The organism is Actinokineospora auranticolor (assembly GCF_041897805.1).
GTDB classification, from domain to species: domain Bacteria; phylum Actinomycetota; class Actinomycetes; order Mycobacteriales; family Pseudonocardiaceae; genus Actinokineospora; species Actinokineospora auranticolor.
This window is the reverse complement of record NZ_CP154825.1, coordinates 8,126,079-8,148,237: the sequence shown is the minus strand read 5'-3', so window position 1 is coordinate 8,148,237 and position 22,159 is coordinate 8,126,079. Positions and strand designations below refer to the sequence as shown.

At 71.5% G+C, this 22,159-nt stretch carries 19 protein-coding genes; 7 read left to right on the top strand and 12 right to left on the bottom strand.

Annotated elements, in window-relative coordinates; translation table 11 throughout:
* Positions 1 to 280: 280 nt before the first annotated feature.
* The gene (locus tag V5P93_RS35775) at positions 281 to 913 is read left to right on the top strand and encodes a transposase family protein (RefSeq protein WP_281261660.1); all 633 of its coding nucleotides are present in this window, start codon (positions 281 to 283) and stop codon (positions 911 to 913) included.
* Between the two features lie 510 nt (positions 914 to 1,423).
* A complete protein-coding gene (locus V5P93_RS35770) occupies positions 1,424 to 2,176 on the top strand; it encodes a transposase family protein (protein ID WP_374065127.1) in 753 nt (250 codons plus the stop codon).
* Between the two features lie 128 nt (positions 2,177 to 2,304).
* Here V5P93_RS35770 and V5P93_RS35765 read toward each other — a convergent pair whose 3' ends face one another.
* On the bottom strand, positions 2,305 to 6,375 hold the full coding sequence (locus tag V5P93_RS35765) for a hypothetical protein (RefSeq protein ID WP_104481824.1): 4,071 nt from the start codon (positions 6,373 to 6,375) through the stop codon (positions 2,305 to 2,307).
* Between the two features lie 26 nt (positions 6,376 to 6,401).
* Between V5P93_RS35765 and V5P93_RS35760 the strand changes: the two genes are divergently transcribed.
* From V5P93_RS35760 to V5P93_RS35750, 3 genes are read left to right on the top strand one after another with little or no spacing between them, the layout of a single operon-like run.
* The gene (locus V5P93_RS35760; RefSeq protein ID WP_104481825.1) at positions 6,402 to 6,821 is read left to right on the top strand and encodes a hypothetical protein; all 420 of its coding nucleotides are present in this window, start codon (positions 6,402 to 6,404) and stop codon (positions 6,819 to 6,821) included.
* Positions 6,822 to 6,825: 4 nt separating this feature from the next.
* Positions 6,826 to 7,518, top strand: a complete 693-nt coding sequence (locus V5P93_RS35755; RefSeq protein ID WP_146108261.1) for a hypothetical protein — start codon at positions 6,826 to 6,828, stop codon at positions 7,516 to 7,518.
* Positions 7,519 to 7,536: 18 nt separating this feature from the next.
* Positions 7,537 to 8,667, top strand: coding sequence for a hypothetical protein (locus V5P93_RS35750; protein WP_104481827.1), 1,131 nt, complete (start codon positions 7,537 to 7,539; stop codon positions 8,665 to 8,667).
* Here the strand turns inward: V5P93_RS35750 and V5P93_RS35745 are convergent.
* The 4 genes from V5P93_RS35745 to V5P93_RS35730 all read right to left on the bottom strand — a co-directional run bounded on the left by V5P93_RS35745 (position 8,652) and on the right by V5P93_RS35730 (position 12,582).
* Positions 8,652 to 9,911: a hypothetical protein gene (locus V5P93_RS35745; RefSeq protein ID WP_104481828.1), complete on the bottom strand. Its 1,260-nt coding sequence runs from the start codon at positions 9,909 to 9,911 to the stop codon at positions 8,652 to 8,654. The two genes, V5P93_RS35750 and V5P93_RS35745, sit on opposite strands and share 16 nt — an antisense overlap.
* Before the next feature lie 227 nt (positions 9,912 to 10,138).
* Positions 10,139 to 10,768: a hypothetical protein gene (locus V5P93_RS35740; protein WP_181043761.1), complete on the bottom strand. Its 630-nt coding sequence runs from the start codon at positions 10,766 to 10,768 to the stop codon at positions 10,139 to 10,141.
* 56 nt (positions 10,769 to 10,824) lie between these two features.
* The gene (locus tag V5P93_RS35735; protein WP_146108262.1) at positions 10,825 to 11,544 is read right to left on the bottom strand and encodes a Crp/Fnr family transcriptional regulator; all 720 of its coding nucleotides are present in this window, start codon (positions 11,542 to 11,544) and stop codon (positions 10,825 to 10,827) included.
* A gap of 168 nt (positions 11,545 to 11,712) precedes the next feature.
* Complete coding sequence (locus V5P93_RS35730) at positions 11,713 to 12,582, bottom strand: exodeoxyribonuclease III (RefSeq protein WP_104481831.1); 870 nt, start codon at positions 12,580 to 12,582, stop codon at positions 11,713 to 11,715.
* 27 nt (positions 12,583 to 12,609) lie between these two features.
* Here V5P93_RS35730 and V5P93_RS35725 point away from each other — a divergent pair, with 27 nt between their 5' ends.
* Entirely contained in the window at positions 12,610 to 13,212 is a 603-nt protein-coding gene (locus V5P93_RS35725) for a nitroreductase family protein (RefSeq protein WP_104481832.1), read from the top strand.
* 48 nt (positions 13,213 to 13,260) lie between these two features.
* On the opposite strand, the gene V5P93_RS35720 is transcribed toward V5P93_RS35725, so the two are convergent.
* Together V5P93_RS35720 and V5P93_RS35715 are read right to left on the bottom strand one after the other, a co-directional pair.
* Complete coding sequence (locus V5P93_RS35720) at positions 13,261 to 14,829, bottom strand: methyl-accepting chemotaxis protein (RefSeq protein WP_181043763.1); 1,569 nt, start codon at positions 14,827 to 14,829, stop codon at positions 13,261 to 13,263.
* Positions 14,830 to 14,915: 86 nt separating this feature from the next.
* Positions 14,916 to 15,524, bottom strand: coding sequence for a TetR/AcrR family transcriptional regulator (locus tag V5P93_RS35715; RefSeq protein WP_104481834.1), 609 nt, complete (start codon positions 15,522 to 15,524; stop codon positions 14,916 to 14,918).
* 96 nt (positions 15,525 to 15,620) lie between these two features.
* On the opposite strand from V5P93_RS35715, the gene V5P93_RS35710 reads away from it, so the two are divergent.
* Positions 15,621 to 17,162, top strand: coding sequence for an FAD-dependent oxidoreductase (locus V5P93_RS35710; RefSeq protein ID WP_104481835.1), 1,542 nt, complete (start codon positions 15,621 to 15,623; stop codon positions 17,160 to 17,162).
* Positions 17,163 to 17,466: 304 nt separating this feature from the next.
* On the opposite strand, the gene V5P93_RS35705 is transcribed toward V5P93_RS35710, so the two are convergent.
* The 5 genes from V5P93_RS35705 to V5P93_RS35685 form a co-directional block, all read right to left on the bottom strand.
* Positions 17,467 to 18,582 carry a saccharopine dehydrogenase C-terminal domain-containing protein gene (locus tag V5P93_RS35705; RefSeq protein ID WP_219824126.1) on the bottom strand — a complete coding sequence of 372 codons (1,116 nt, stop codon included), beginning with the start codon at positions 18,580 to 18,582 and terminating at the stop codon, positions 17,467 to 17,469.
* A complete protein-coding gene (locus V5P93_RS35700) occupies positions 18,579 to 19,601 on the bottom strand; it encodes a saccharopine dehydrogenase (RefSeq protein ID WP_104481837.1) in 1,023 nt (340 codons plus the stop codon). The genes V5P93_RS35705 and V5P93_RS35700 overlap by 4 nt, the downstream gene beginning before the upstream one ends.
* Positions 19,598 to 20,440 (bottom strand): isocitrate lyase/phosphoenolpyruvate mutase family protein, encoded by an 843-nt coding sequence (locus V5P93_RS35695; protein ID WP_104481838.1) that lies wholly within the window; start codon positions 20,438 to 20,440, stop codon positions 19,598 to 19,600. Before V5P93_RS35695 ends, V5P93_RS35700 begins: the two co-directional genes overlap by 4 nt.
* Positions 20,441 to 20,529: 89 nt before the next feature.
* Complete coding sequence (locus V5P93_RS35690) at positions 20,530 to 21,426, bottom strand: DMT family transporter (protein WP_104481839.1); 897 nt, start codon at positions 21,424 to 21,426, stop codon at positions 20,530 to 20,532.
* A 215-nt stretch (positions 21,427 to 21,641) separates the two neighbouring features.
* Positions 21,642 to 22,025, bottom strand: coding sequence for a hypothetical protein (locus tag V5P93_RS35685; RefSeq protein WP_104481840.1), 384 nt, complete (start codon positions 22,023 to 22,025; stop codon positions 21,642 to 21,644).
* Positions 22,026 to 22,159: the final 134 nt, after the last annotated feature.

The window sequence follows — 22,159 nt, the reverse complement described above, 5'->3', positions numbered from 1 at the left end:
AAACCGCCGCAGGATCCCGGCCCCCACAGAACGCAACGCGCCCCCGTCATACGCCTTGATTGGGTGGACTTGCTTTGCGTGGGGGGGACGAGCCTGCCAAGCTCTCCTGCGGGTGGGGTGGGCTTGCCCATCCCCACCGCTCTTCCCCACCGCAGGCTCGTAGGGGCCCCGCGCAAAGCAAGTTCGAGGCCGTGTCGAGGAATTGTGCGCTCTGATCCGCGAAGCGACCGGAGAGTCGGTTCGTCGATGGCCGCCGGTTCCGGGTTTATACGGCTCTGTAGTGGTCACGTTGGCGTACTTGCGGCGGAGACGGGTTCAGGCGGAGTTGGCGGAAGCGTTCGAGGTGTCGCAGTCGACGATCAGCCGGGCGACCGCGGCGGTGACACCATTGTTGGCCGGCGTGCTCGAACAGTGCGTTCCCACGGCCGACGACCTCGACGACCGCAGCTCTCACATCGTGGATGGAACACTGCTGCCGTGCTGGTCGTGGGCTTCCCGCCCGGAGTCGTTCTCCGGGAAACACCGCACAACCGGGCTCACGGTCCAGGTCGTGCGCACGCTGGACGGACGCTTGAGATGGGTGTCGGATCCGTTGCCGGGATCTCGAAACGACATCGTCGGCCTGAAAGCCTCACGGGTTCTCGACGGACGAGACCCCAGCATCCGGCTCGGCGACAAAGGCTACATCGGCAGCGACATCCTCACCCCGATCAGAAAACCCAGAAACCGTGAACAACCCGACCGGAAAAAGGAGTTCAACCGGCACCGCAACTCCATCCGCGTCGTGGTCGAACGCGCCATCGCCCAACTCAAAACCTGGCGGATTCTCCACACCGACTACCGGCGCCCCGTCGGCACATTCACCGACACCATCTCCGCGGTCATCGGCCTGTACTTCTACGCCGCTGAATAATCCTCTGTGGACAACTCAAGAGCGTGCCCAGGAGCGCCCTCATCGCCCGCTCCCGCCGCCGCGAGTCGCCGATGATCAACTTATGCCCCCGGCCCAATGCCACTAACTTAGCGCGTTTTCGCTGGCCAGTATCGGTCTAAGCGATTGGCGATCGACCTCTGGAACACTCGGATCAAGTCCACTTGCGACAGTGGGTTGCGTGTTCGCTCGATGCCCCAATGCGGGCCATGGAACTATGGTGTGCCGCAGGGCGTCGTCGCACGTGCCGCCTGCCTCTCGCACGGCACCCTCAAGATGCCGTTGACCTGCAACGATGCTCCGTAAGTTAGTGGCATTGTGCCCCCGGCCCCCGGTATCCATTCTAGCGATGAGGACCGACAATTCCGGGCAAAGATGATCAAGCCTGTGAGGCTTATTCACGGCTGGCGATGATCACCCCAAAGTAAGAGGTGGCGGCCCGTTTGAGAGAATTCAGTTACCACACCTAGTTCTCGAAAACGGACCGCCTCCATGTATCATACCACCGGCCTCACCCGAGACCGTGTCGAGGAATTATGTGCTCTGAGCCGCGAAGCGAGCGAAGGGTCGATTCGTCGATGGCCGCCGGTTCTGGGCTTGTATCGCTCTGTAGTGGTCACGTTGGCGTACTTGCGGCGGAATCGGGTTCAAGCGGAGTTGGCGGAAGCGTTCGAGGTGTCGCGGTCGACGATCAGTCGGGCGATCGCGGTGGTGACACCACTGTTGGCCGGCGTGCTCGAGGAGTGCGTTCCGGCGGCCGATGATCTCGACGACCGCAATTCTCATATAGTGGACGGGACGCTGCTGCCGTGCTGGTCCTGGGCTTCCCGTCCGGAGTTGTTCTCCGGGAAGCACCGCACGACCGGGTTCACCGTCCAGGTCGTGTGCACTCCGGACGGACGTCTGAGATGGGTGTCGGATCCGATGCCGGGGTCCCGGAACGACATTGTCGGCCTGAAAGCCTCACACGTTCTCGACGGACGAGACCCCGGTACCTGGCTCGGCGACAAGGGCTACATCGGCAGCGGCATCCTGACCCCGATCAGAAAGCCCCGAAACCGCGAGCAACCCGACTGGGAAAAGGTGTTCAACCGGCACCACAACTCCATCCGTGTCGTGGTCGAACGCGCCATCGCCCAACTCAAGACCTGGCGTGTTCTCCACACCGACTACCGGCGACCCATCAACACCTTCGCCAACACCATCTCGGCCGTTATAGGACTCTACTTCTACGCCGCTGAATAAGCCTCTGTGGACAACCCGAAATCGGCTGGGCACAGATGGAGGCGCGTGAGGTCGGGAGGTGCAGAGGACCAGGGCATGCGCGCACAGGCGGCGCGGGAGTCGAGAGTGGTGCGAGGGCTGGGAGCGGGTCAGGGCGTGCGGGGGTTGAGGGCGTGGTGCAGTAGGTCCGTGTAGGCCCACCGAGCAAGTTTGGGCAGGGATCGGTCGTGGAGCCGGTTCTTCAGCCAGTCCGCGACGGGAGTGGGTGGGGTGGTCAGCCAGTGGTCCAGCAGGTTGTACGCGGCCGTTCGGTACGGGTCCGCGGTGAGGTCCGCCGTCCGGATGAGCTGCCAGTCGCCCAGGTAGGCCAGGGCCAGGAGCCTTGCCCGTTCCACATCCGGGTGTCGGTCCGGAACCGCCAGGTAGTACCGGACCTCACCGATGTCGGCCCCCGTCTCCCGAGCCCGACGAGCAAGGTGGCCCAGCACCAGCAGCACATCCGCCCGCGGCGAGTTGGCGACCGGCCCCCGGGCCGCGTCAACGCGCGGGACCGGGGCGACTTCGGTTTCCTCCGCCAAGTCCAGGATCCGCGGCAAAGCTTCGTGCAGACCGGCAGTGGCAACCGCTCGCGCCCACTCGGGGGTGGCGGGCATGCCCAAGAGGCGGGCGCGCGCCGGTGGGCTGAAGTGGTGACGAGGGCCCGGAGAAGCTGTGTGCAGGAAGCCACGTGTAGCGAGGGAGACCATGGCGGCATAGGCCGATTCGTCGTCCAGGCAGAGCAGTTCGTCCAGTTCCCGGTACGCCCCCTGAACCCGGGTGATGGCCGACAACCACGGCCACCTATGGCGTTCCGGAACACCACGAGCAGCCAAGGCATCCGTCGCCCGGGCAGCGAGTTCGACCCCCTCCCGGTGATCGAGCTCGTAGATCGCCACCAGCAACGCCGACAGCCCCTCCATCTGGTTCGACCGCACCTCGGCGAGCACCCGCAGGAACAGCTTCCGGCCCGCGTCGAGCGACGTCTCGTGGATCGCCGCCGCGGCCACCAGCAGCCAGTCATCCGGGGCGTCGGGCGGGGTTTCGCGGACCAACCTCCCCGGCTCCGAGCGGAAAAGGCGGTAGGCGACGCTGAACGGATCGCGCCCCATGGGCAGGAACCGCTCCGGTACACCGCCGACGGTGAGGTCGAAGGCGAAGCACTTCCGCAGACGCCAGCCGGTCGACTTGCGGTCGACCAACCCCTCCACCAACCGCGCGCGTTCCTTCCGGGCCGCGCGGATCTCCGGAACCGTGCAGAGGGTGGGCAGCGCGGCCTCCACCTCCGCCAAGCGCCGTTCCCCCGCGTGCGCGTAGGCGTCGCTGAACTCCGGCGGGGGTTTCACGCCGAGGTCGAGGAGCGTGTCGAAGGCGAGGGAAACCAGGGACCACGACTTCGCGGACGTGACCAGTTCCGCCAGGTACAACTCGTACCCGCGCAGGCGCCCGGTCGCGACCACGCTGATGGCCACCTCCGTGACCTCGGACGCGGGCTCCATCAACACCTTGTGCACGGCACTGTCCAGCTCACCACCGACCGCGCTCAACGCCTGGAGGGCGGCGCACCGGCCGGTGGCGTCGACCTCGGTATCAGTCGCCACCCCGAGCAGCACCGCCACCTGCGGCTCCGGCAGTTCGGTCAGCGCCTCCGCGGCTTGGCGGCGTTGGGTCGGTGAGGCGTCGGCGTCCCTGAGGACGCGTTCCACGGCGTGGGTGAACGCGGTTCCGTCGGCGCGGGAGAGGGTGATCAGGTTGGCGGCGAAGACCGGGTCGTGGTCGGTGCAGAAGTCGACGACGGTGCCGATGGTGACCGCGGGCACGTCCGGCATGATCGCCAGCAGTTGCAGCACGTCGCGCTCCGGCTCCTTGGCCAGGTACTCCCGCAGGGTCCGCTGGTCGGCGCCGACCAGCGACTTGGCCGCGTCGTAGAGCCAGTGCTCCTCGTCGGTGGAGTCGAGGACGGCCATCGGCACGGGCAGCGGCTGCGGCATCCCGGAGTTGCGCACGTACCCCGCCAACCGCACCAGCCACACCGGTCGGCCGACGCCGATGGACCGCCACTGCGCCCGCTTGAGCAGCCTGCCGACGAGCCGCGCTATCTCGTCGCGGGTGTAGCGGCTGCCGCGCAGCAGGCTCGACAGGAACTCCAGGATCGTCGCCGCGTCCAGCTCGTGCAGCTCGTGCACCTCGCCCAGGTCGTCCAGCGCGGTCTGGGTGCACAGCACCCACCCCAGCGCCGGGTACCTGGCGCGGTAGCCGGTGAGCACCGGCACGTCCGACTTGGTCACCTCGTCGACGATCAGCCGGACCGCGCCCAGGGCGAACGCCTGCTCGGCCACCGACTCCAGCCCGGTCCCGGCGAGCAGCGCGGCGGGCGCCAGGCCGAGTTCGCCGGGGGCCAGCGACACCGGCAGGTACCGGGCGATCCGGCTGTCGAGGACCGAGTACGCGGTCTGGTAGGCCAGTTCGGTGGCCACGGCCGTCTTCCCGCTGCCCGAAGGACCGACCAGTTGGACGTCCCGTTGGGGCAGGACCTTGTCCGGGTTGACGTTGAGCTTGTTGACGAACCCGTCGTGCGCGTTGCGCAGCTCCAGCACCCTCGACCGGGCGTAGGCGCCGCAGCGCTCGAAGACGAGCCTGCCCGCGATCCGGACGAGGACCTTCGCCTCGTGCGGGTGCGGTGTCCGCCGCAGCCGCAGGGCGTCGGTCAACCGGACCACCAGTCGGACGGCCTCGTCGTCGGTGAACGGGAGCAACTCCCCGAGTCCGTCCAGCGCCGTCCCCAGGTCCTCCGGATCCCAGTGGCGGAACGGGTTGTCCCCGTCCAACCACTCGGCGGACGCCCCCGCCACGGCCGCGGACAGCCGCAGCTTCCGCGCCGTCTGGACCGGTTCCGCCCACTTCATCGTCCGGTGCGCGGCCAGGAACAGGGCCCGGTGGTACTCGTCGCGCCAGCGCTGGGCGGACTTGTCCGGGTGGCAGCGGTGACCGTTGCGGCGCACGGTGAACAGCACCCGGAACGCCGTGGCCAGCTCCTCGCCGACCAGGTCCGCGCACAACCCGTCCGCTTCCAGCCCGAGGTCGAGCAGCGCGGTGGCCAGGCCGAGGACCCGGTGCAGCCGCAGCAGCGCCCGCGGGTCGTGGTCGGCCAGGACGTCCCGGGTGAGACCGATCTCCAGCCAGGCGAAGTCCGACTGCTGCGGGCGCCGCTCGCGGGCCCGGGCGTAGTCGATCAGGTAGGACTTGGTACCGGAAAGCATGATGTTGCGCGGGTTGAGGTCACCGTGGGAGTTGGCGTAGACCCGACCCGGCAGCTCTTCGGTGAGGATCCTGGCCAGCGGGGTGAAGGGGTCGGCGTAGACCAGTTCGGTCTCGGCCACCCGCGCGCGGGTGGCCGCGCCGCGCACGGCCGTGATGTGACCGGTGTTGAGCGTGTGCTCGCCGAGGAGCCGCACCCGGATGTGCTCGCCCACGCCGAGCACGCGGTCGCCGCGCACCGCCATGCGCAGCCGGGACAGGCCGATCCGCTCCCCGACCGCCAGGTCGTCCGGGCCGCCGCAGGAGCGGAGCAGGATCTCGTCGTCCGGGACGTGCTCCGCGCGCGGGAGGTCGTCCACCTCGACCGTCAGGTTGGGACCCAGCCCGGTGTTCAGCTCCCGCAGGGAGGACGCGTGCTCGACCACCGCGTACCGGTGCTGGAACACGTTCACCGCGCCGCGCAGCACCTGGTCCAGCACCTCGACCGCGGTGTGGTCGCCGGTGCGGACGGCCTCCGCCACGACCTCCTCCAGCACCCGCACGTCACCGACGTTCCCGGCGAACTGGCCGACGTGCGCGTAGACCACCGCCGCCAGGTCGTCGTCGGCTTCCTCGCCGGTCAGGGAAGTCGCCTCTATCGGCGCGCAGAAGGCGTTGGTGAAGGGCCGGACCAGGCGGTCGTACGCCTCCCACTCGGCGCGCAGCACCCGGGCCGCGTCCACCTTCACCACGTGCGTGATCGCGCTCGTGTCCCCGTGCGCGCGCACCTGCGCCACGAACGCGCCGCTCAGACCGCCGCCCAGCGGGCGCACGAACTCCACGAGGTCGACCTGGTGCGGCCACCGGATGCGCCGCACCACCGAGCGGATCTCGGCGGATTTGCGCACCGGTAGGGCGATGCCGTCGAAGGTAACCTCGGTGGCCACGGTGGCGGCTCCTCTCGGAGGTTCGGGTGACGCGTGATGACGAGCGCCAGTGGGGCGCGGTGTGCGCCGAGGTGCCGACCCTCGACGAGCGGGCGCGGCACTTCGGGCGGTGGCGGCGGTTCACCGAGTTGCTGGCGCGGACCCGGGCGGGGGACGCGGTCTCGGTGTGGGAGTGGCGGGAGCTGGCCGATGAACTCGGCCAACTCCATGCCGAGGAAACACGTTACGTCGGCAGGCAGCCCACGGGGAAACCTTTCCCCGCAGCGGATTCCCGGGCGGTCGAGCCCGGAACGGCCGCACGGGCACCGGTTCCCGAGCAGTTCGCCTGCCCCGTGGCGCGGTGCGACCGGATAGCGGGCGCGGTGTCCACTCCGGCGCCCCGTTGTCAATTGCAGGACAAAGCGATGCGGTCGGTCCGCCTCGGCGGTGGGCCTGTGCCAGGCTGACCGGGTGCCCGATTCCCCGCACGCCCTCGATCCCCGGCGGCTGGTGCGGGTGTCCATGAGCGTGCTCCTGCGCATCCGCGAGGACGAGCGGTTCGTGCTGTTCCACGCCGCGTCGCGGCCCGGGTCCTTCGGGCCGCCCGGCGGGGTGGTCAAGTACTTCCCGCCCGCCGCCGCCGTGCTCGACGCCCTGGGGTTCCAGGAGGAACGGCCCCGGCACGACGGCGACCGCGACACCAAGCGCGCGGACCTGCGGGGCTTCCTGCCGACCACGTGCCTGCGGGACTTCCTGCACTGGTTCGACTCCGGCGCCTACCGGGAGACCGCCGAGGAGTGCCTGGAGCGGGAGCTGGTCGAGGAGCTCACCGAGGTCGACCTGCGGCGGCTGGTGCCCGGGGTGACCAGCCTGGACCACCGGTACGTCCGGACCGTCTCGGAAGGCCCGCACGAGGTGCCCGGCAAGCCCTACCGCCAGTACCGGCGGTTCGTCGTGCACGACGCGGTCGCCGCGAACGCCACCGCGCTGCGGTTGGTGCGCGAGCTGGTGGCCGCGGGCGACGACCCCGGGCAGTCGCTGGTGGTGACCACCGGCCGGGACAGCATCGTGCACGGGCGGCACGGCCCGGTGCTGGTCGCGCCGCAGAGCGCGTTGCTGGTCGGCGCCCGGCGGATCCTGCCGGACGTGCCGCCGATGCGCTGACGGAGAGGGGATTCGGGCATGGTGGACCTGGTGTCGCCCAGGCTGCTCGGCAACGTCGAGCACCGCACCCCCGAGGTCGCCGCCGTACCCGACCCGCGGCCCGCGGCACCGGGGTACGGGCTGGTGCGGGTGTGCTTCGGCTTCCGCCTCGACGGCGCCACCCGGCGGTCCCGGTTCGTCGCGGCCTACCTGCGGGCCGCACTGGACGACCCCGGGATCACCGCGGCGGAGCTGTGGGCGGAGACGATCCCCGCGACCGGTGGGACGGCCGCGGTGTCCACCCTGTCCACCGGGGCGATCAGCTGGCTGGTCGGCCAACCGGAGGGCGACCGGCCGATCCCCGCCGAGTGCCTGGCGCACGCCGTGCTCCAGGTCCCCCTCGGCGCGGAGGTCCTCTCCGGGGTGTTGCGGGTGGACGTCTCGACGACCGCGCCGACCGGTGTCCCCCTCGGCGGCCCGCGCCGCGAGCACGCCAGCTCCGCGGCGGGCCACCGCTTCGCCGTCCCGCTGCCCCCGGGCTGGGACGACGTCGCCCGCCCGGTCGCGGTGGCCCCCGAGCAGGGCAGGCGCCGACCGGGCAGACCCGCGGTCCGGCTCTGCTACGCCGCCGACATCGAGCGGTTCCGCCGGTTCAGCGGCACGGCCGCCGAGCGCGCGCAGACGCGGTTCTTCGCCGTCCTGGCCGAGGCGCGGCGGCGGGCGGGTGTGGACGACCGGTCGGTGGAGCTGCAGGGCAGCGGCGACGGCCAGTTCGCGGTGCTGGCCCCCGGGGTGGACGAGTCGGTGGTGGTGCCCGCGTTCGTGGAGGGGCTGCGGTCCGCGCTGCGCGAGCTCAACGCTGACCTCAACGACCACGCCCGGCTGCGGCTGCGGGTCGCGCTGCACCGCGGCCACCTGGTGCCCAGCGACGGCGGCGCGTCCGGTGACGTGCCGATCGCCATCCACCGGCTGCTCGACAGCCACGAGCTGCGCGCGGCCCTGGCGGGTGCCCAGGACGCGCAGTTCGCGCTGATCGTGCCGGACGTGCTCTACCGGGAGATCGTGCGGCCGCGCTACGGCTCGCTGGACCCGGCGGAGTTCAGCCCGGTGCAGGCCACGGTGCCCGCCAAGGAGTTCAGCGACCATGCCTGGATTCACCTGGCGCGCTGACCGCCGACGTACAGCCGCGGCAGGTCGCTCTCCGCCGAGTGGTAGGGGTGCATGGCCATCAGCGTGAGCCCGCTCTCGAAGGCCGCCTCGACGCCGTCACCCGCCGCGTAGGCCATGTAGAAGCCGGTGCTGAAGTCGATGGCCAGCCGGTCGTTGACCCGGCCCGCGAGCCCGACGGCGAACCCGATGCGCGTGGACACCGCCCGCGCCAGCGGTTCGCTGTGGCAGGCGTTGACCACCACGCCGCCGATCACGTCGGCGTGGGCGCGGAACAACCGGGCCACCCCCTCGGCGGGCACCCGGACCGCGCCGCCCGACGGGTTCTCCAGCAGCAGGTCGCCGTCGGCGTAGCCGTGCCCGCTGAAGTGCACCAGCGACGGCCGCGCGTCCCGCACGGCGCGCATCAGCTCGACGCTGGTCACCGCCACCCGGGAGTCCAGCGCGAACCGGTCCCGCTGCCGGGACAGCCGCAGCTCGTGGCGGATCGCGTTGTACTCGCCCTCCCAGTCCAGCACGGGCACGTCGTCGTTGTCCGGGCTGGCGTTGAGGAACAGGATCCGCACCGGCTCGTCGGCGGTCTCCGCCCGCGGCTGCCCGGCGTTGACCTTGAACTCCTGCTCGTCGCGCCAGACCCGGCCCGCCGCGGCCACCCGGGTCCGCACCCGGACCGGCAGCGCGCCGGTGTCGGTGACGTGCACGGGCACCTCGAACGAGCCGTGCCCGCCGACCTCGATCGGCGGCAACCGCCGCCACTGCGGGCCGTCGTGCCGGAACGGTCCCTCGACGCGCACCTCGACCCCGTCGAGCGCGCAGTCGCCGACGTTGTCCACCCGCCCGCAGAGATTGTCCCAAGTGGACACGCGAACGGCCTCGGTGCGCAGTGTCGCGCGCCAGGCCGGTTCGGCGGCCGCGGGTTCCGGTTCGGTGGCCCGCAGCTCGAGGCTGAGGTCGTCGACGTACCGGGAGTCGCCGAAGCGGTCGCGGTAGGTGAAGTTGACCGCGCGGGCGTGCCACCGGCCGGGTTCGGTCGCGCGTACCAGCACCTTGCGCACCACCTCCTGCCCGGGGCCGAGCCGGAACTCCTCCACCCACGCCGGCCCGCGCAGCAGCTGGACCTGGTGCGGGAACCGGAGTTTCACCAGGACGTTGGTGCAGGTGCCCGGTCCGGGGTTGCGCAGCCGCACGAACAGCTCGGTCTCCCGCCCCACGGCCAGCCCGGCGGGCTCCAGCGCCACCTCGATCACGTGGCCACCGGCTCGGCACCGACTGGGGCGCGGTGGTCCCGGCGGTGCGGTCGGGACCCGGCGTCGCGGGGTTCGGACAAGGCGTTCCTCGGGGGCTTCTTCGAGCGCGGTCACCTGCGGTGGGACCCAGTGTGCAGAACCGGCTGCCGCGACCGCGCCCGCAGACGGGAAATGACCACGAAATGTCAGGTGGGCGACCACTTTCCGGCACGAATCCGGATTGGTCCTCAGTGGACGGTCTGGTCCGCGGCGGCCAGGGCGGTCGCGACCGGTTGCCAGCCGGGCGTCCACAGCCACGCGCGGTCGCAGAAGTCGGTGTGCGCGTCGCCGGTGAACGGGTGTTCACCGGAACCGCAGTCGTCCTGGGAGTTGCTGTGCCACAACAGGATCTCCCGCAGCCCGTCGACCCACCACGGGCAGGTCGGCACCCGGTCGGACAGCAGCAGTGCGAGCGTGGTGTCCGGAGCCTCGTCGAGCGCGTCGCGCAGCGCGCGGCTGCCGAGCAGCCGGATCGCCTGCGCCACACCGGGTCCGAGGCAGGTGTCCGGGTCATCGACCAGGCCGCGGTGCAGCGCGACCCGCAGCCGCAGCCGGTCGCGGTCGGCGTTGTGCAGGCCCAGCGCCAGGTCCAGGGCCTGGGTGAACCGGTCGACCGCGGCGGGCACCGGGTCGGTCACCGGCAACAGGCCGACCTGGTGCGCGCCCACCGTCCGCCACACCGGTTCGCCGAGGTCGGCGCGCCGCGCGGCGTCGGCGAACACCTCGGTGGCGCGGAGCAGGCGGTCGCAGGTCGGGCCGGGGCCGTCGGCGGCCACGGCAACGCAGAGCCGGGGTGGCGCTGCGCCGTTCGGTGCCATCAGTTGAGCCTTCCGTGTCGATCAGGGGGATGACCGACACTGTCCGACACTTCCGGTCACCGCACTACGCACGGCGGCGGATTCTCGCCCCACCCCGCGATCAGCCGCAGCTTCTCCATGTCCACGATGCGGATCCGCCGGTAGCTCTTGCTGATGACGCCCTCGTGCTCCAGGTCGTGCAGCGCCTTCTCCACCGTCCGGTTGGCCAGGCCCGCGACGTAGCCGAGTTCGTGCTGGGTGAGTGGTACGCGCAGTTCCCAGTGGTCGCCCACCTGCTCGCCGTAGTGCGCGGCCACCTCCACCAGCAGCCTGCTCAGCTTGACCCGGCCGTCCTTGATGGTCGCGTCCACCCGGCGCCGATTGGCCCAGCGCAGCCGGGCGCTGATCATCCGGGTGACCTCCAGCGACAGGTCCGGGTACTCGGCCATGAGCTGGCGGAACCGGCTGCGGCGCAGCGACCGCACCACCACCGGGGTGGAGGCCTGCACGCTCGCCGACCGCCGCGACCGCGGGTCCAGCGCGCTCATCTCGCCGACCATCTCCCCGGCCATGCGGATGCCGAACACGCTCTTGCCACCGGAGGAGGTCTCCACGAACACCTTCACCGCACCGTCCACGATGAGGTGGGCGAGGTCGCCTTCCTCGTCCTGGCGCAGCAGGAAGTGGTTGCGGTCGTAGCGGTTCTCGGCGCCCGCCGCGAGCAGGACGGTCCTGGTCCGCTCGGCGAGGCTGCCGAGCAGGGTTGTTGTAGGCCACTGCGAATCAGCGCCGGTCACGTCGTCTCCCGCCCGATGGTGCGCCACGCCCGTCAGCCTGCCGCCCGCACCGTCGCGCGCAGCGGGGACGGCGGCCCAATCACCCCGATGCCGACGCGTTGACCCGGTTCAGCCCACACCGCGGTACCGACCACGCTCTACTTTGCGTAGACCGCTGGGCTCTTCGGGCTACCGGCCCCGGGACTGCGGGAGCTTACCCGTGCGCCCCCGCGCCGAGGGCGGCGGCACCACGGGCCCGATGTCGCCGTCCGGCGCGGTGTCCAGGTCGACGACGACCGGCGCGTGGTCGCTGGGCCCGGTTCCCTTGCGGGCCTTGCGGTCCACCCAGGCCGCGGCGACCCGGTCCGCGACCGGGGCACCCGCGAGCACGAGGTCGATGCGCATGCCGAGGTCCTGGTGGAACATGCCCGCGCGGTAGTCCCAGTAGCTGAACACGCGCTCGTCCGGCCAGCGGTCGCGGACCACGTCCCGCAACCCGAGGTCGAGCAGCGCGGTGAGCGCGGCCCGTTCCGGCTCGGTGACGTGGGTGTGGCCCGCGAAGGCGGCGGGGTCGAACACGTCGGCGTCGGTCGGCGCGATGTTGATGTCACCGCACACGACGACCGCCTCGGGGCCGCGGTGGACGGCGTCGCGCAGCGCGGCCAACCAGTCCAACTTGTAGCGGTAGTGGTCCGAATCGGGCTCCCGCCCGTTGGGCACGTAGACGGAGTGGACACGGACACCGCCGCAGGTCGCCGACACGGCCCGCGCCTCCTGGTGCGGGAAGCCGGGGCCACCGGGCAGGCCGCGCACCACGTCGTCGAGTCCCACGCGGGACAGCAGCGCGACACCGTTCCACTGCACCTCGCCGTTGAGCGCGACCTGGTAGCCGCGCTCGGCGAGGTCGTCGCCGAGCAGCGCCGTGAAGGCGTCGTCGGCGAGTTTGGTCTCCTGCAGGCAAACCACGTCCGGCAGGCGCTCGTCCAGCCACGGCAGGAACCGCGCCTTCCGCTGCTTCACCGAGTTGACGTTCCACGTCGCGACACGCACTCGCCCCACGGTAGCCGCTTCGGCTACGGTCGACCCGTGGAGTTCTCCGAGGTGGTGCGCCGCCGCCGGATGGTGCGGCACTACACCGACCGGCCCCTGACCCCCGAGGTGGTCGACCGCCTGCTGGCCAACGCCCTCCGCGCCCCGTCCGCCGGGTTCTCCCAGGGCTGGGCCTTCCTGGCGCTGACGGCGGCGGCGGACCGGGCCCGGTTCTGGCCCTTCGTGCCGACCCGCGTGGAACAGACACCGACTATGCAGGACGCCCCGCTCGTCGTGGTCCCCTTGGCGCACAAGCTGACGTACCTGGAGCGGTACGCGGAGCCGGACAAGGGGTGGGAAGACCGCGCGGAGAGCCGGTGGCCGGTGCCGTACTGGTACGTGGACACGGGGATGTCGGCCCTGCTGATCCTGCTGACCGCCGTCGACGAGGGCTTGGACGCCTGCCTGTTCGGCATCCCCCCGGAGCACACGGACGGGTTCCGAGCGGAGTTCGGCGTGCCTGCGGAGTACACCCCGATCGGCGGGATCACGGTCGGCTACCGGGCGCCGGACACGCCGCCGCAACCGGACCGGGTCAACCAGCGCCGCCGCGACCCGGCCGAGTTGATCCACCGGGGCCAGTGGGGCACCCGCGGCTGAATCCAGCCGCGCGGGTTCCCGCCGCAGGCCAGGCCGACTACCTGGGCGTCAGCGGTAGGTGAAGGTGGCGATCAGGTCGTCGACCTGGCGGACCGTGGCGATGAGGGTCGCCGCCGAGGTCTGGGTCGCCGCGGCGCCTTCCGCGGTGGCGGTGGCGGAGGCGGTGATGCCGTCGAGGCTGCCGCGGATCAGGTCGGTGGTGCGGCCGACCTCGCCGACGCTGGCCGCGATGCCCTCCGTGGTCCGGGTCTGCTCGTCGACCTCCCCCGCGATGCGGTGCTGCCCCTCGTTGATCTGCCCGATGACCGACCGGATCCCGCCGATGGAATCCACGGTCTCGCCGGTGAGCGCCTGGATGACGCCGATCTTGGCCTTCACGTCCTCCGTGGCCTGCGACGTCTCCTGCGCCAGGTCCTTCACCTCGCTGGCGACCACGGCGAACCCGCGCCCGGCCGCGCCCGCGCGGGCGGCCTCGATGGTGGCGTTGAGCGCCAGCAGGTTCGTCTGCTCGGCGATGGAGGTGATGGTGCGGACGATCTCGTCGATCTCCCGGCTGGCGTCCTGCAACCGGTGCACGCCCTCGGTGGTCGCCTCGGCGGCCCGCACGGCCTGGTCGCCGACCGACACCGCGGTCGAACTGGCCTGGGACACGCTGTGCACCGACGACCCGATCTGCCGCGACGCGTCGGAGATGGTGGCGACGGTGGTGGAGACCGTGCCCGCGGAGGCGGCGACCTCGGCGGTGCGGGCCAGGGTCTCCTCGGCCGCGGCGCCGAGGGTGCCGGACACGCGGCCCAGGTCGTCGCCCGCGTCGAGGAGGGTCTTGGTGCCCGCGCCCATCGAGGTGAGGACCTCGCTCATGGACTCGGCGGTGGCGTTGATCGCGGCGGCCATCTCGCCGAGCTCGTCGGTGCGGTCGACGCGCACCCGGGCGGTCAGGTCGCGGGCGGCGATCGCCTTGAGGCCGCGCACCATGGCCAGTAGCGGCCTGCGGATGGTGGTGATGCTCCAGATCGAGATGGCGACGAACGCCGCGGCCGCGACCAGCCCGCAGAGGATGATCAGCACGAGGTTGTCGGTGCCGATCCCGGACGCCTCGGCCTTGCGGTCCTCGACCGCGGCGGACAGCTGGTCGTCGAGCCCGCCGAGGCTCTCCTCCAACGCGCCGAACACGGTCAGGAAGTCGGGCACCCGGGACTTGGCCGCCTCGCGGTCCTGCGCGGCGCCCGCGACGATCTTCGTGGCGCGGTCGCCGTAGTCGACCACAGCGGCTCGGGTCTTGGCGAAGCCTGCCTGGATGGCGGCGGGCGCCAGCGCGGCGGCCGCGTCGAACTTGGTGATCATGGTCTCGGCGTGCTCGGCGACCTCGTCGGTGCCGAAGTCCGCGCGCTCCCGTTCGGAGCCCGCGGCCAGCGCGGCCATCACGTCGGCGCGGATGCCGTCGTGCATCATGTCGGCGTTCCACTGGGCGCTCATCGCCGCGCTGACCCGCGCCAGGTCGTCGGTGGCGTCGGCCTGCGCGCCGGTCGCGTACCCGGCCACCCCGGCCATGATCCCGAGCGCGGCCACGCCGACACCCGTCATGACCAGCAGCCGTCCCCGCGTGGTCAGCGCCATCCCGACTCCCTGCTCGCCCGCCGTGTTGCCGGGGGCTTTGGCACCCGAGCCGGTGAGCTGAGGCATTTCGCCGCGAAGTCGCCCGATCAGGGGTGATCGGCGAGCCCCAAGAGGCGGGCGACGGTGGCGACCTGGTCGGCGTAGTGGCGGGCGAACTCCGGTGTGCGCGGGTCGACGCCGCACACGCTCTCGATGACGTGCGGCAACGTGGTCGTCGCCATGGCGGCGGCGGTGAGCATGACGGTGAGGCAGGCCGGGTCCACCTCGGGGCCGACCCGCTCGCGGATCTCCTCGACGGTCGGCCGCATCCGCTCCGCGCGGCCATCGTGGTCGACGTCGGTGCCGGTGTACTCCAGCCCGGCCCAGGCGAACAGCCGGACGCCGTCGGGGTTGTCCAGCGCTTCGAGCGCGTAGCGGCGCAGCTGCTCGGGCAAGGGAGTTCCGGGTGGCACCAACTCCCGCTGCCGCCGCTGCCACACCTCGGCCAGCGCCCGGTAGAGGCCGTCCTTGCTGTCGAAGTAGTACCAGATGAGCTGCTGGTTCACCCCGGCCCGCTCGGCGATCGCGCTGGTCCGGGCACCCGCGAACCCGTGCGCGGCGAACTCGGCGGCGGCCGCCGCCAGGATCAGCGCGCGGGTGCGCTCGGGGTCGCGGCGGCGCTCCTGGGGCTTGGGTGACCTGCGCGGTGGTGGCACGGGCGGAGTTTAGGCGACACCTGATCAACTCAACTCTTGCTCTAATCAAGTAGACACTTGATAACGTGGTCCCACCAACACCGGAGGGGGTGCACGATGACCGACGTCCTGATCGCGGGAGGCGGCGTCACCGGCTTGTCCGCGGCGCTGTTCCTGGCCCGTCAGGGGATCCGCGCGACGCTGGTGGAACGGCACCCGGGCACGGCGATGCTGCCGCAGGCCCGGGCGTTCAACCCGCGCACCATGGAGATCTACCGCGCGTACGGGCTGGAACCGGACATCCGCGCCCGCGCGTCGATCCTGGCCGACCTGCCCGAGATGATCGGCGCCGCGACCCTGGCGGGCGAGGAGCGGTTCCGCGTCGACCTCGGCGCGCGGCTGCGGCCCGCCGAGACCGTGAGCCCGACCGACTGGGGCATGGTCGACCAGGACGAGTTGGAGCAGGTTCTGCGCGCGCACGCCGAGGAAGCGGGCGCGGACGTGCGGTTCGGGACCGAGTTGGTGTCGTACGCGCAGGCGGACGGACGGGCGGTGGTCCGCGACGCGCGGGACGAGTACGAGATCGAGGCGTCCTACCTGATCGCCGCCGACGGACACCGCGCAGGCATCCGGCGCGGGCTGGGCATCGGCGTCGACCAGGTCGGCGAGACCTCGCACGGCGTGTACTTCGTCTTCGACGCGGACCTGACCCCGGTGCTGCGCGACCGCCGTTTCCTGCTGGCCTACCTCGACGAACCGACCGTCGGAACCGTGCTGGTGCCGCTGCGTCAGGCGGGCCGCTGGATGATGGGCATGCCTTGCCCGCAGGCGCACGACTACACCGAACAGGACTGCGTCGAGCTGGCCCGCGCCGCGATCGGGGTGCCGGATCTGGACGTGCGGCTCGTCCCGCCGGTCCCCGGGTGGCCGCACAAGATCTCGCACAGCACCAGCGGCGCGTGGGTCGCCCAGCGGTACCGCGCGGGCCGCGTGTTCTTCGCGGGCGACGCCGCGCACGTCGTCCCGCCCGCGGGCTCTTATGGCGCGAGCACGGGGATCGCCGATGCGCACAACTTGGCTTGGAAGCTGGCGGCTGTCGTCAAGGGTGAAGCGGGCGACGCCCTGCTCGACACCTACGAGGACGAGCGGCGCCCGGTCGCCCAGTCGACCTTGGAGACCAGCCTCCGCCTACTCCACGACCGCCACCACGCGGACGGCGACGAGGCCACCCGGGCCGAGGACCTCATGCTCACCCTCGGCTACTGCTACGACTCCGCCGCCGTGCTGGGCGCGCCGCCGTCCGCGCTGGTCGAAGACCCCCGAACCCCGAGCGCCCGCCCCGGCAGCCGCGCCCCGCACACCTGGCTGACCCGAGACGGCATCCGGCTCTCCACGATCGACCTGTTCACCGGCGATTTCGTGCTGTTGGCGGGCCCGGACGCCACCCCGTGGACCACCGGCGCCCGCGCACTCGGCCTGACGGCCCACCAACTGGACGTCGACTTCACCGCCCCCGACTTCCTCAAGACCTACGACCTCACCCCGACCACCGCCACGCTCATCCGCCCTGACGGCTTCATCGCCTGGCGCACCCCGCCGGTCTCGCCCGATCCCGAGCAAGACCTCCGGAGTGCGCTCCAGTCGATCCTCTCCTGGTGAGGTCAACCTTGTGCACCTTCGCGGCGTACTCGATTCCCTGCCCGATGGCAGGCACGACAGGGAAAGTTGCGGGCCCTTCCCAATCCCTGCCGTACAACCTCGCTTCGATCATGACGCCTCCCAACGACCCAGGTGGAGCCTGTGCACGAGGTATCGCATGGCCGAGGAACGCGTTATCGATAGGTACACGTTCGTGTGAGGCGGCCGTGACCTCCTGCCAACGCCATGTCAAGCACCCCGCAGACCTCGCCCGATCCCGAGCCAGACCTGCGGAGTGCGCACCGGTCAATCCAGCAGCGGACTTCTACTCCGTGATTTCTGGGTTCGAGTAGGTCGGCTTGACCCCGTGGTCGGCGAGGAAGGCCAGCCAGCGCTGGGCTGAGGTGGGGTCCGCGGCGGCTCGGTGCAGGCCCGGGGTCAGGCGGCCTTCCAGTATGTCGGTGATGCCCGCCGCCAGGGGAACGGTGACCAGGCGGGACATGGCGCTGTCGGTCTGGGTGCCGGTTTGGTCCAGCAGGTAGCTGCCGGACCACTCGGGGCCGTTGTTCGGTCGGACCGTCAGCGCGACGGACAGGACCACGCGGTCCAGGTCGGTTTCCGTGGTCGGGTACTTGGCGGCCAGGTCCGCGGCCAGGGCGGTGATGTGGTCCGGGTCGGGGTCGCGCAGGGCGGCGAAGACCGGTTGCCACGTCGTCAGCCACCCGTCGAGGCGGAGGGTGCCGCGGATGAACGTGTCGAGGCGCCAGGATCCCGGGAAGCCGTACTGGCTCACGAAAGGGAGGCTGTCGCGGTTGGGGTACGCCTCGAAACGCTCGCCGTCGAGGGTGTGGTCGGTGGTGGCGTCCCACGGGTGTTCGGTGACGGTTTCCTTGCCCGAAAAGACATACCGGGCGGGGGACAGCAGTGCCGTCAGAACGCCGCGCGGGGCCCATGAGAACCGGTAGCGGAACTCGTTGGGCTCCGCGGGGATGCCGCCGCAGTACGAGGTGAAGGTCGCCGTCGCCGGGCCCTGGACGGCGGCACGGGCGCGTTCAACCAGGTCGTGGGCGAGCAGGTGGTCCAGACCCGGGTCCAGACCGGCCTCGGTCAGCAGCACGACCCCGGCCTCCCGTGCGGCGTCGGCGTACGCGGCGATCTCGTCGGAGACGTAGCTGGTGTTGGCGTAGTGCGCGCCCGCGTCGATGCTCAACCGCAGCAACCGCACGTGTTCCGTGGCGGGCAGCATCGACACCACCACGTCTCCGCGCGTCGGTCGGAGGTCGTCCCAGGACCGCGGCTCGACCCGGCCGGTCAGCCCGAGCCGGGCGACGCACGCGGCCGCTTTCTCCCGTGTCCGACCGTAGAGCGCTACCTCGTACCGCTCCGCCAGCACCCCGACGCCGCTGCCCGTCGACAGGCCGGTGCCCACCCAGTGGATCACGACCGCACTCCCGTCACTGCGTCGTGGAACCGCGCCAGCGCCCTGGTCCACGCGTCGCCGTCGGCGAGGGTGCGCAGGTGGGGCGTGAGGTCGGCGGAGAAGCTGACACTGGCCTCCAGCGGGAGCAGCGACGGCAGGTTGTCGATGGCGATGACGTCGACCGGTCGGTCGTCGCGCAGCCGCCGGGCGGGCGCGTCCCAGTCGGTGATCCGGTCGTAGATCGGCAGCACGTTGCGGTCGGAGGTGACGTCGCAGGTCACGTCCGCGACCACGCGCAGCCGCCGGTCCGGGTCGTCGAGGTCGGCGTCGGTGACGAACGGCGGCACCGGGTCGACCGTGAGCACGGCGTTGACCAGCAGGTCGTGCCGGATCAGCGCGGCCTTGTCGAGGTCGCGCGTCTCGGCCAGGTCCCACTCGGTCGGCGTGACGCCCGCGGCGGTGAGCGCGTCCCGCGCGCCCCGACCGCACCGGCCCAGCGCGCCGATGACCAGCGCCCGCAGGTCGTCGGCGCCCTTGAGCGCGGCGTCCAGGTCGGCCCTGCTCGTCGGGACGAGCGGCGTGGTCAGCGCGTCCCGCAGGTGCAGGACGGCCAGCGCGGCGCCGACGTAGCCCGCCCAGTAGCCGAACGCGGCGAGCCTGCGGCCGGTGGCGTCGGTCAGGTACTCCAGGTCCAGCAACGCGCCGCCGCCGTCGGCGAAGCGGCGCAACAACTCGGCCGCGCCCCGCTGCTCCTTGTACGTGTGTCCGAAGTAGACATGGCGGTGCCGCAACCGCGGGGGCTCGTCGGGGAGTTCCTTGAGGCCCAACACGAAGACGTCGTCCGGCGCGTCCACCCAGCTACCCGCGGGCGCGACCGCGCAGCCCGCGTCGGCGTAGTCCGCGATCGGGAAGACGCGTTGCGGCGACTCCTCGACCGTGACCGGGATCCCGGACGCCACAAGGGTTCGCGCGTCCTCGGGCACCAGCGCCGCGCGGCGCTCGGTCGCGCGGACCTCGTGCCGCAGCCACAGCGCGCTCACGCGCCCTCCACGAGTTCCTCGGCCTGCGCGTAGCTCATCGCGCCGGTGGTGAGGGTGAAGGTGCCGGACTCGGCGATCTCCTGCGCGGCCAGCACGGCGGCGGTGAGCGCGGCCCGGGGCAGCGCGGAACCGAGGCTGATCCGGCGCACGCCCAACTCACCGAGCTTGGTGACCGAGCAGCGCGCGGCCGGACCACCGGCCAACACGTTCACCGGCTTGTCGACGGCGGCGCAGACAGCGCGGATCGCGTCCGCGTCGGGCAGGCCGGGGGCGTAGAGGACGTCGGCTCCCGCTGCGGCGTAGGCGCGCAGGCGGGTGATCGTGTCGTCGAGGTCCGGCCTGCCGTGCAGGAAGTTCTCGGCGCGGGCGGTCAGGGTGAACGGGAACGGCAGCGCCCTGGCCGCCTCGACCGCGGCGGTGACCCGCTCGACGGCCTCGGCCAGGTCGCGGATGGGGTCGTCGAGGCGGCCGGTGGCGTCCTCGATCGAACCGCCGACCAACCCGGCCGCGGCGGCCAGCGCGATGGTCTCGGCGACGTCCTCCGGGCGGTCGCCGAAGCCGCTCTCCAGGTCGGCGGACACCGGCAGGGTGGTCGCGGCGACGATGTCGCCCGCGTTCGCCAGCGTCTCCTCGCGGGTGACGAGGTTGGCGCCGTCCGCGCGGCCCAGGGCGAAGGCGAGCCCGCCGCTGGTGGTCGCCAGCGCGCGGAAGCCGAGCCCGGTGAGCACCCGCGCGGTGCCCGCGTCCCACGGGTTCGCGATGACGAAGGCGCCCGGCCCCTGGTGGAGTTCGGCGAACGCGTGCGCCCGCCGCTCCTGGTCGGCTGCCGAGATGGGCATGGTGGCCCCTTTCTCTGCTCGGTGGGTAGCTCAAGCTAGATCACCGAGGCGGGGGCGCGCGCCCTCCGTGGCTCCGAAAGAGTGAGGAGTTATCCGCGTTCGATGGCCGCAGGCGCCGGTTCCGGGCGTTTCCCGGTGCGGGAGACGGCCACACCGGTGAGGCAGAGGAGACCGCCGAGCAGCGCGAACGGGCCGGGCACCTCGTCGAGGAAGAGCCACGACATGAGCACGACCAGCGCGGGCACGGCGTAGCTGGTGGCCCCCATCCGCCCGGCGGTGGTGCGGGAGAGCGCGTAGGCCCAGGTGTAGAAGGCCAGCGCGGTGGGGAACAGCCCGAGGTAGACCATGCCCAGCGTCGACCCGAGGGGCGCGTCGCGCACGTCGGCGATCAGCTGTCCGGTGAACGGCAGGGTCGCGACGGCGCCGATCACGCAGCCGAACGTCGTCACCTGCAACGCGGACCCGTGGCGCAGGGCGGGTTTCTGCGCGACGACCCCCGCCGCGTAGGTGATCGCGGCGAACAGGCACAGCAAGATGCCCAACAACGTCGAATGGCCGTCACCCGCGCCCGCGAACGCCACTACGGCCGCCCCGGCGAAGGACACCGCCAACCCGGCCATCAGCCGGGGCGGGAAGCCTTCCTTGAGCAGCCAGCCGCCGAGCAGGGCGATGAGGATCGGCCCGACGTTGACCAACAGCGCGGCGGTACCCGCGTCGACCTGCTCCTCGCCCCAGTTGAGCATCACCATGTAGGCGCCGAACCACAGCAGGCCGGAGCAGGTGATCCCGGGCCAAGCGCCGCGCCCGGGCAGCCCTTCCCGGCGGAGCAGCAGGATCGCCACCAGCGCGACGGCACCGGAGAGCAACCGCCCCTCGGCCAGCGCCCCGGGGCGGAAGTGCGGCCCGGCATCCCGGATCACCACGAACGACGAGGCCCACAACACCGCGGTGACCACGACGGCGGCCAGCGCCCGCCGATCGACCATGCGCCATTCCCCCTTGATCGAATTCCGCCGGAAAGGGTGCGGATTTCGCGAGCCTCACACCCGGGAACCCAATCGTCAACCGGATAACCGGAGGTCGGGTCGACGTTCCCGGGAGATGGCAGGAAATGGGGGAAGGATGGCGGATTCGGATTGGCCGGGCACGGGTCGGCGCGGTTCGTCCAGCCTGGACACGGACCGCGCCGACCCGCTCGGGGTCAGCCCGTGACGTGCAGGCTCCAGCCCGCGACACCCGAGATGCAGCGGTACGAGTACCAGATGGTCGGCTGGCCCGCCGCGGGCTTGCCGTTGGTCCCGGCCCAGTTGCAGTCGGTGTCGGAGGCGAAGGTGTTGATGTAGACGTCGTTGAACGAAGTCGTGGTGGGCAGCACGTGCAGGCTGTAGCCCGCGATCCCGCTGTCGCAGGAGTAGCTGGCGAAGACGCCGTTGGAGACGCCGTTCCCGCCCGCGAAGGTGCAGTCGGCGTTGGTGGTGGTGTAGATGAACCGACCCACGAACGCCTGCGCGGGTGCCGCGCTCAACGCGACTGCCGCCGCGCTGGCCCCGAGCACGACGGCAACGTTTCTCTTCCACTTGGACATGACTGCCTCCATTGTGGTGGACGGATTTGACGCGGGCGAACGGGTGGGATCGCCGGGTCGGGACGCTACCGTCAGTTGATCAGCCACAATGGACTCTTTGCCTGTGTTGGAAGGGCACCGGAAGTGACCGGGGA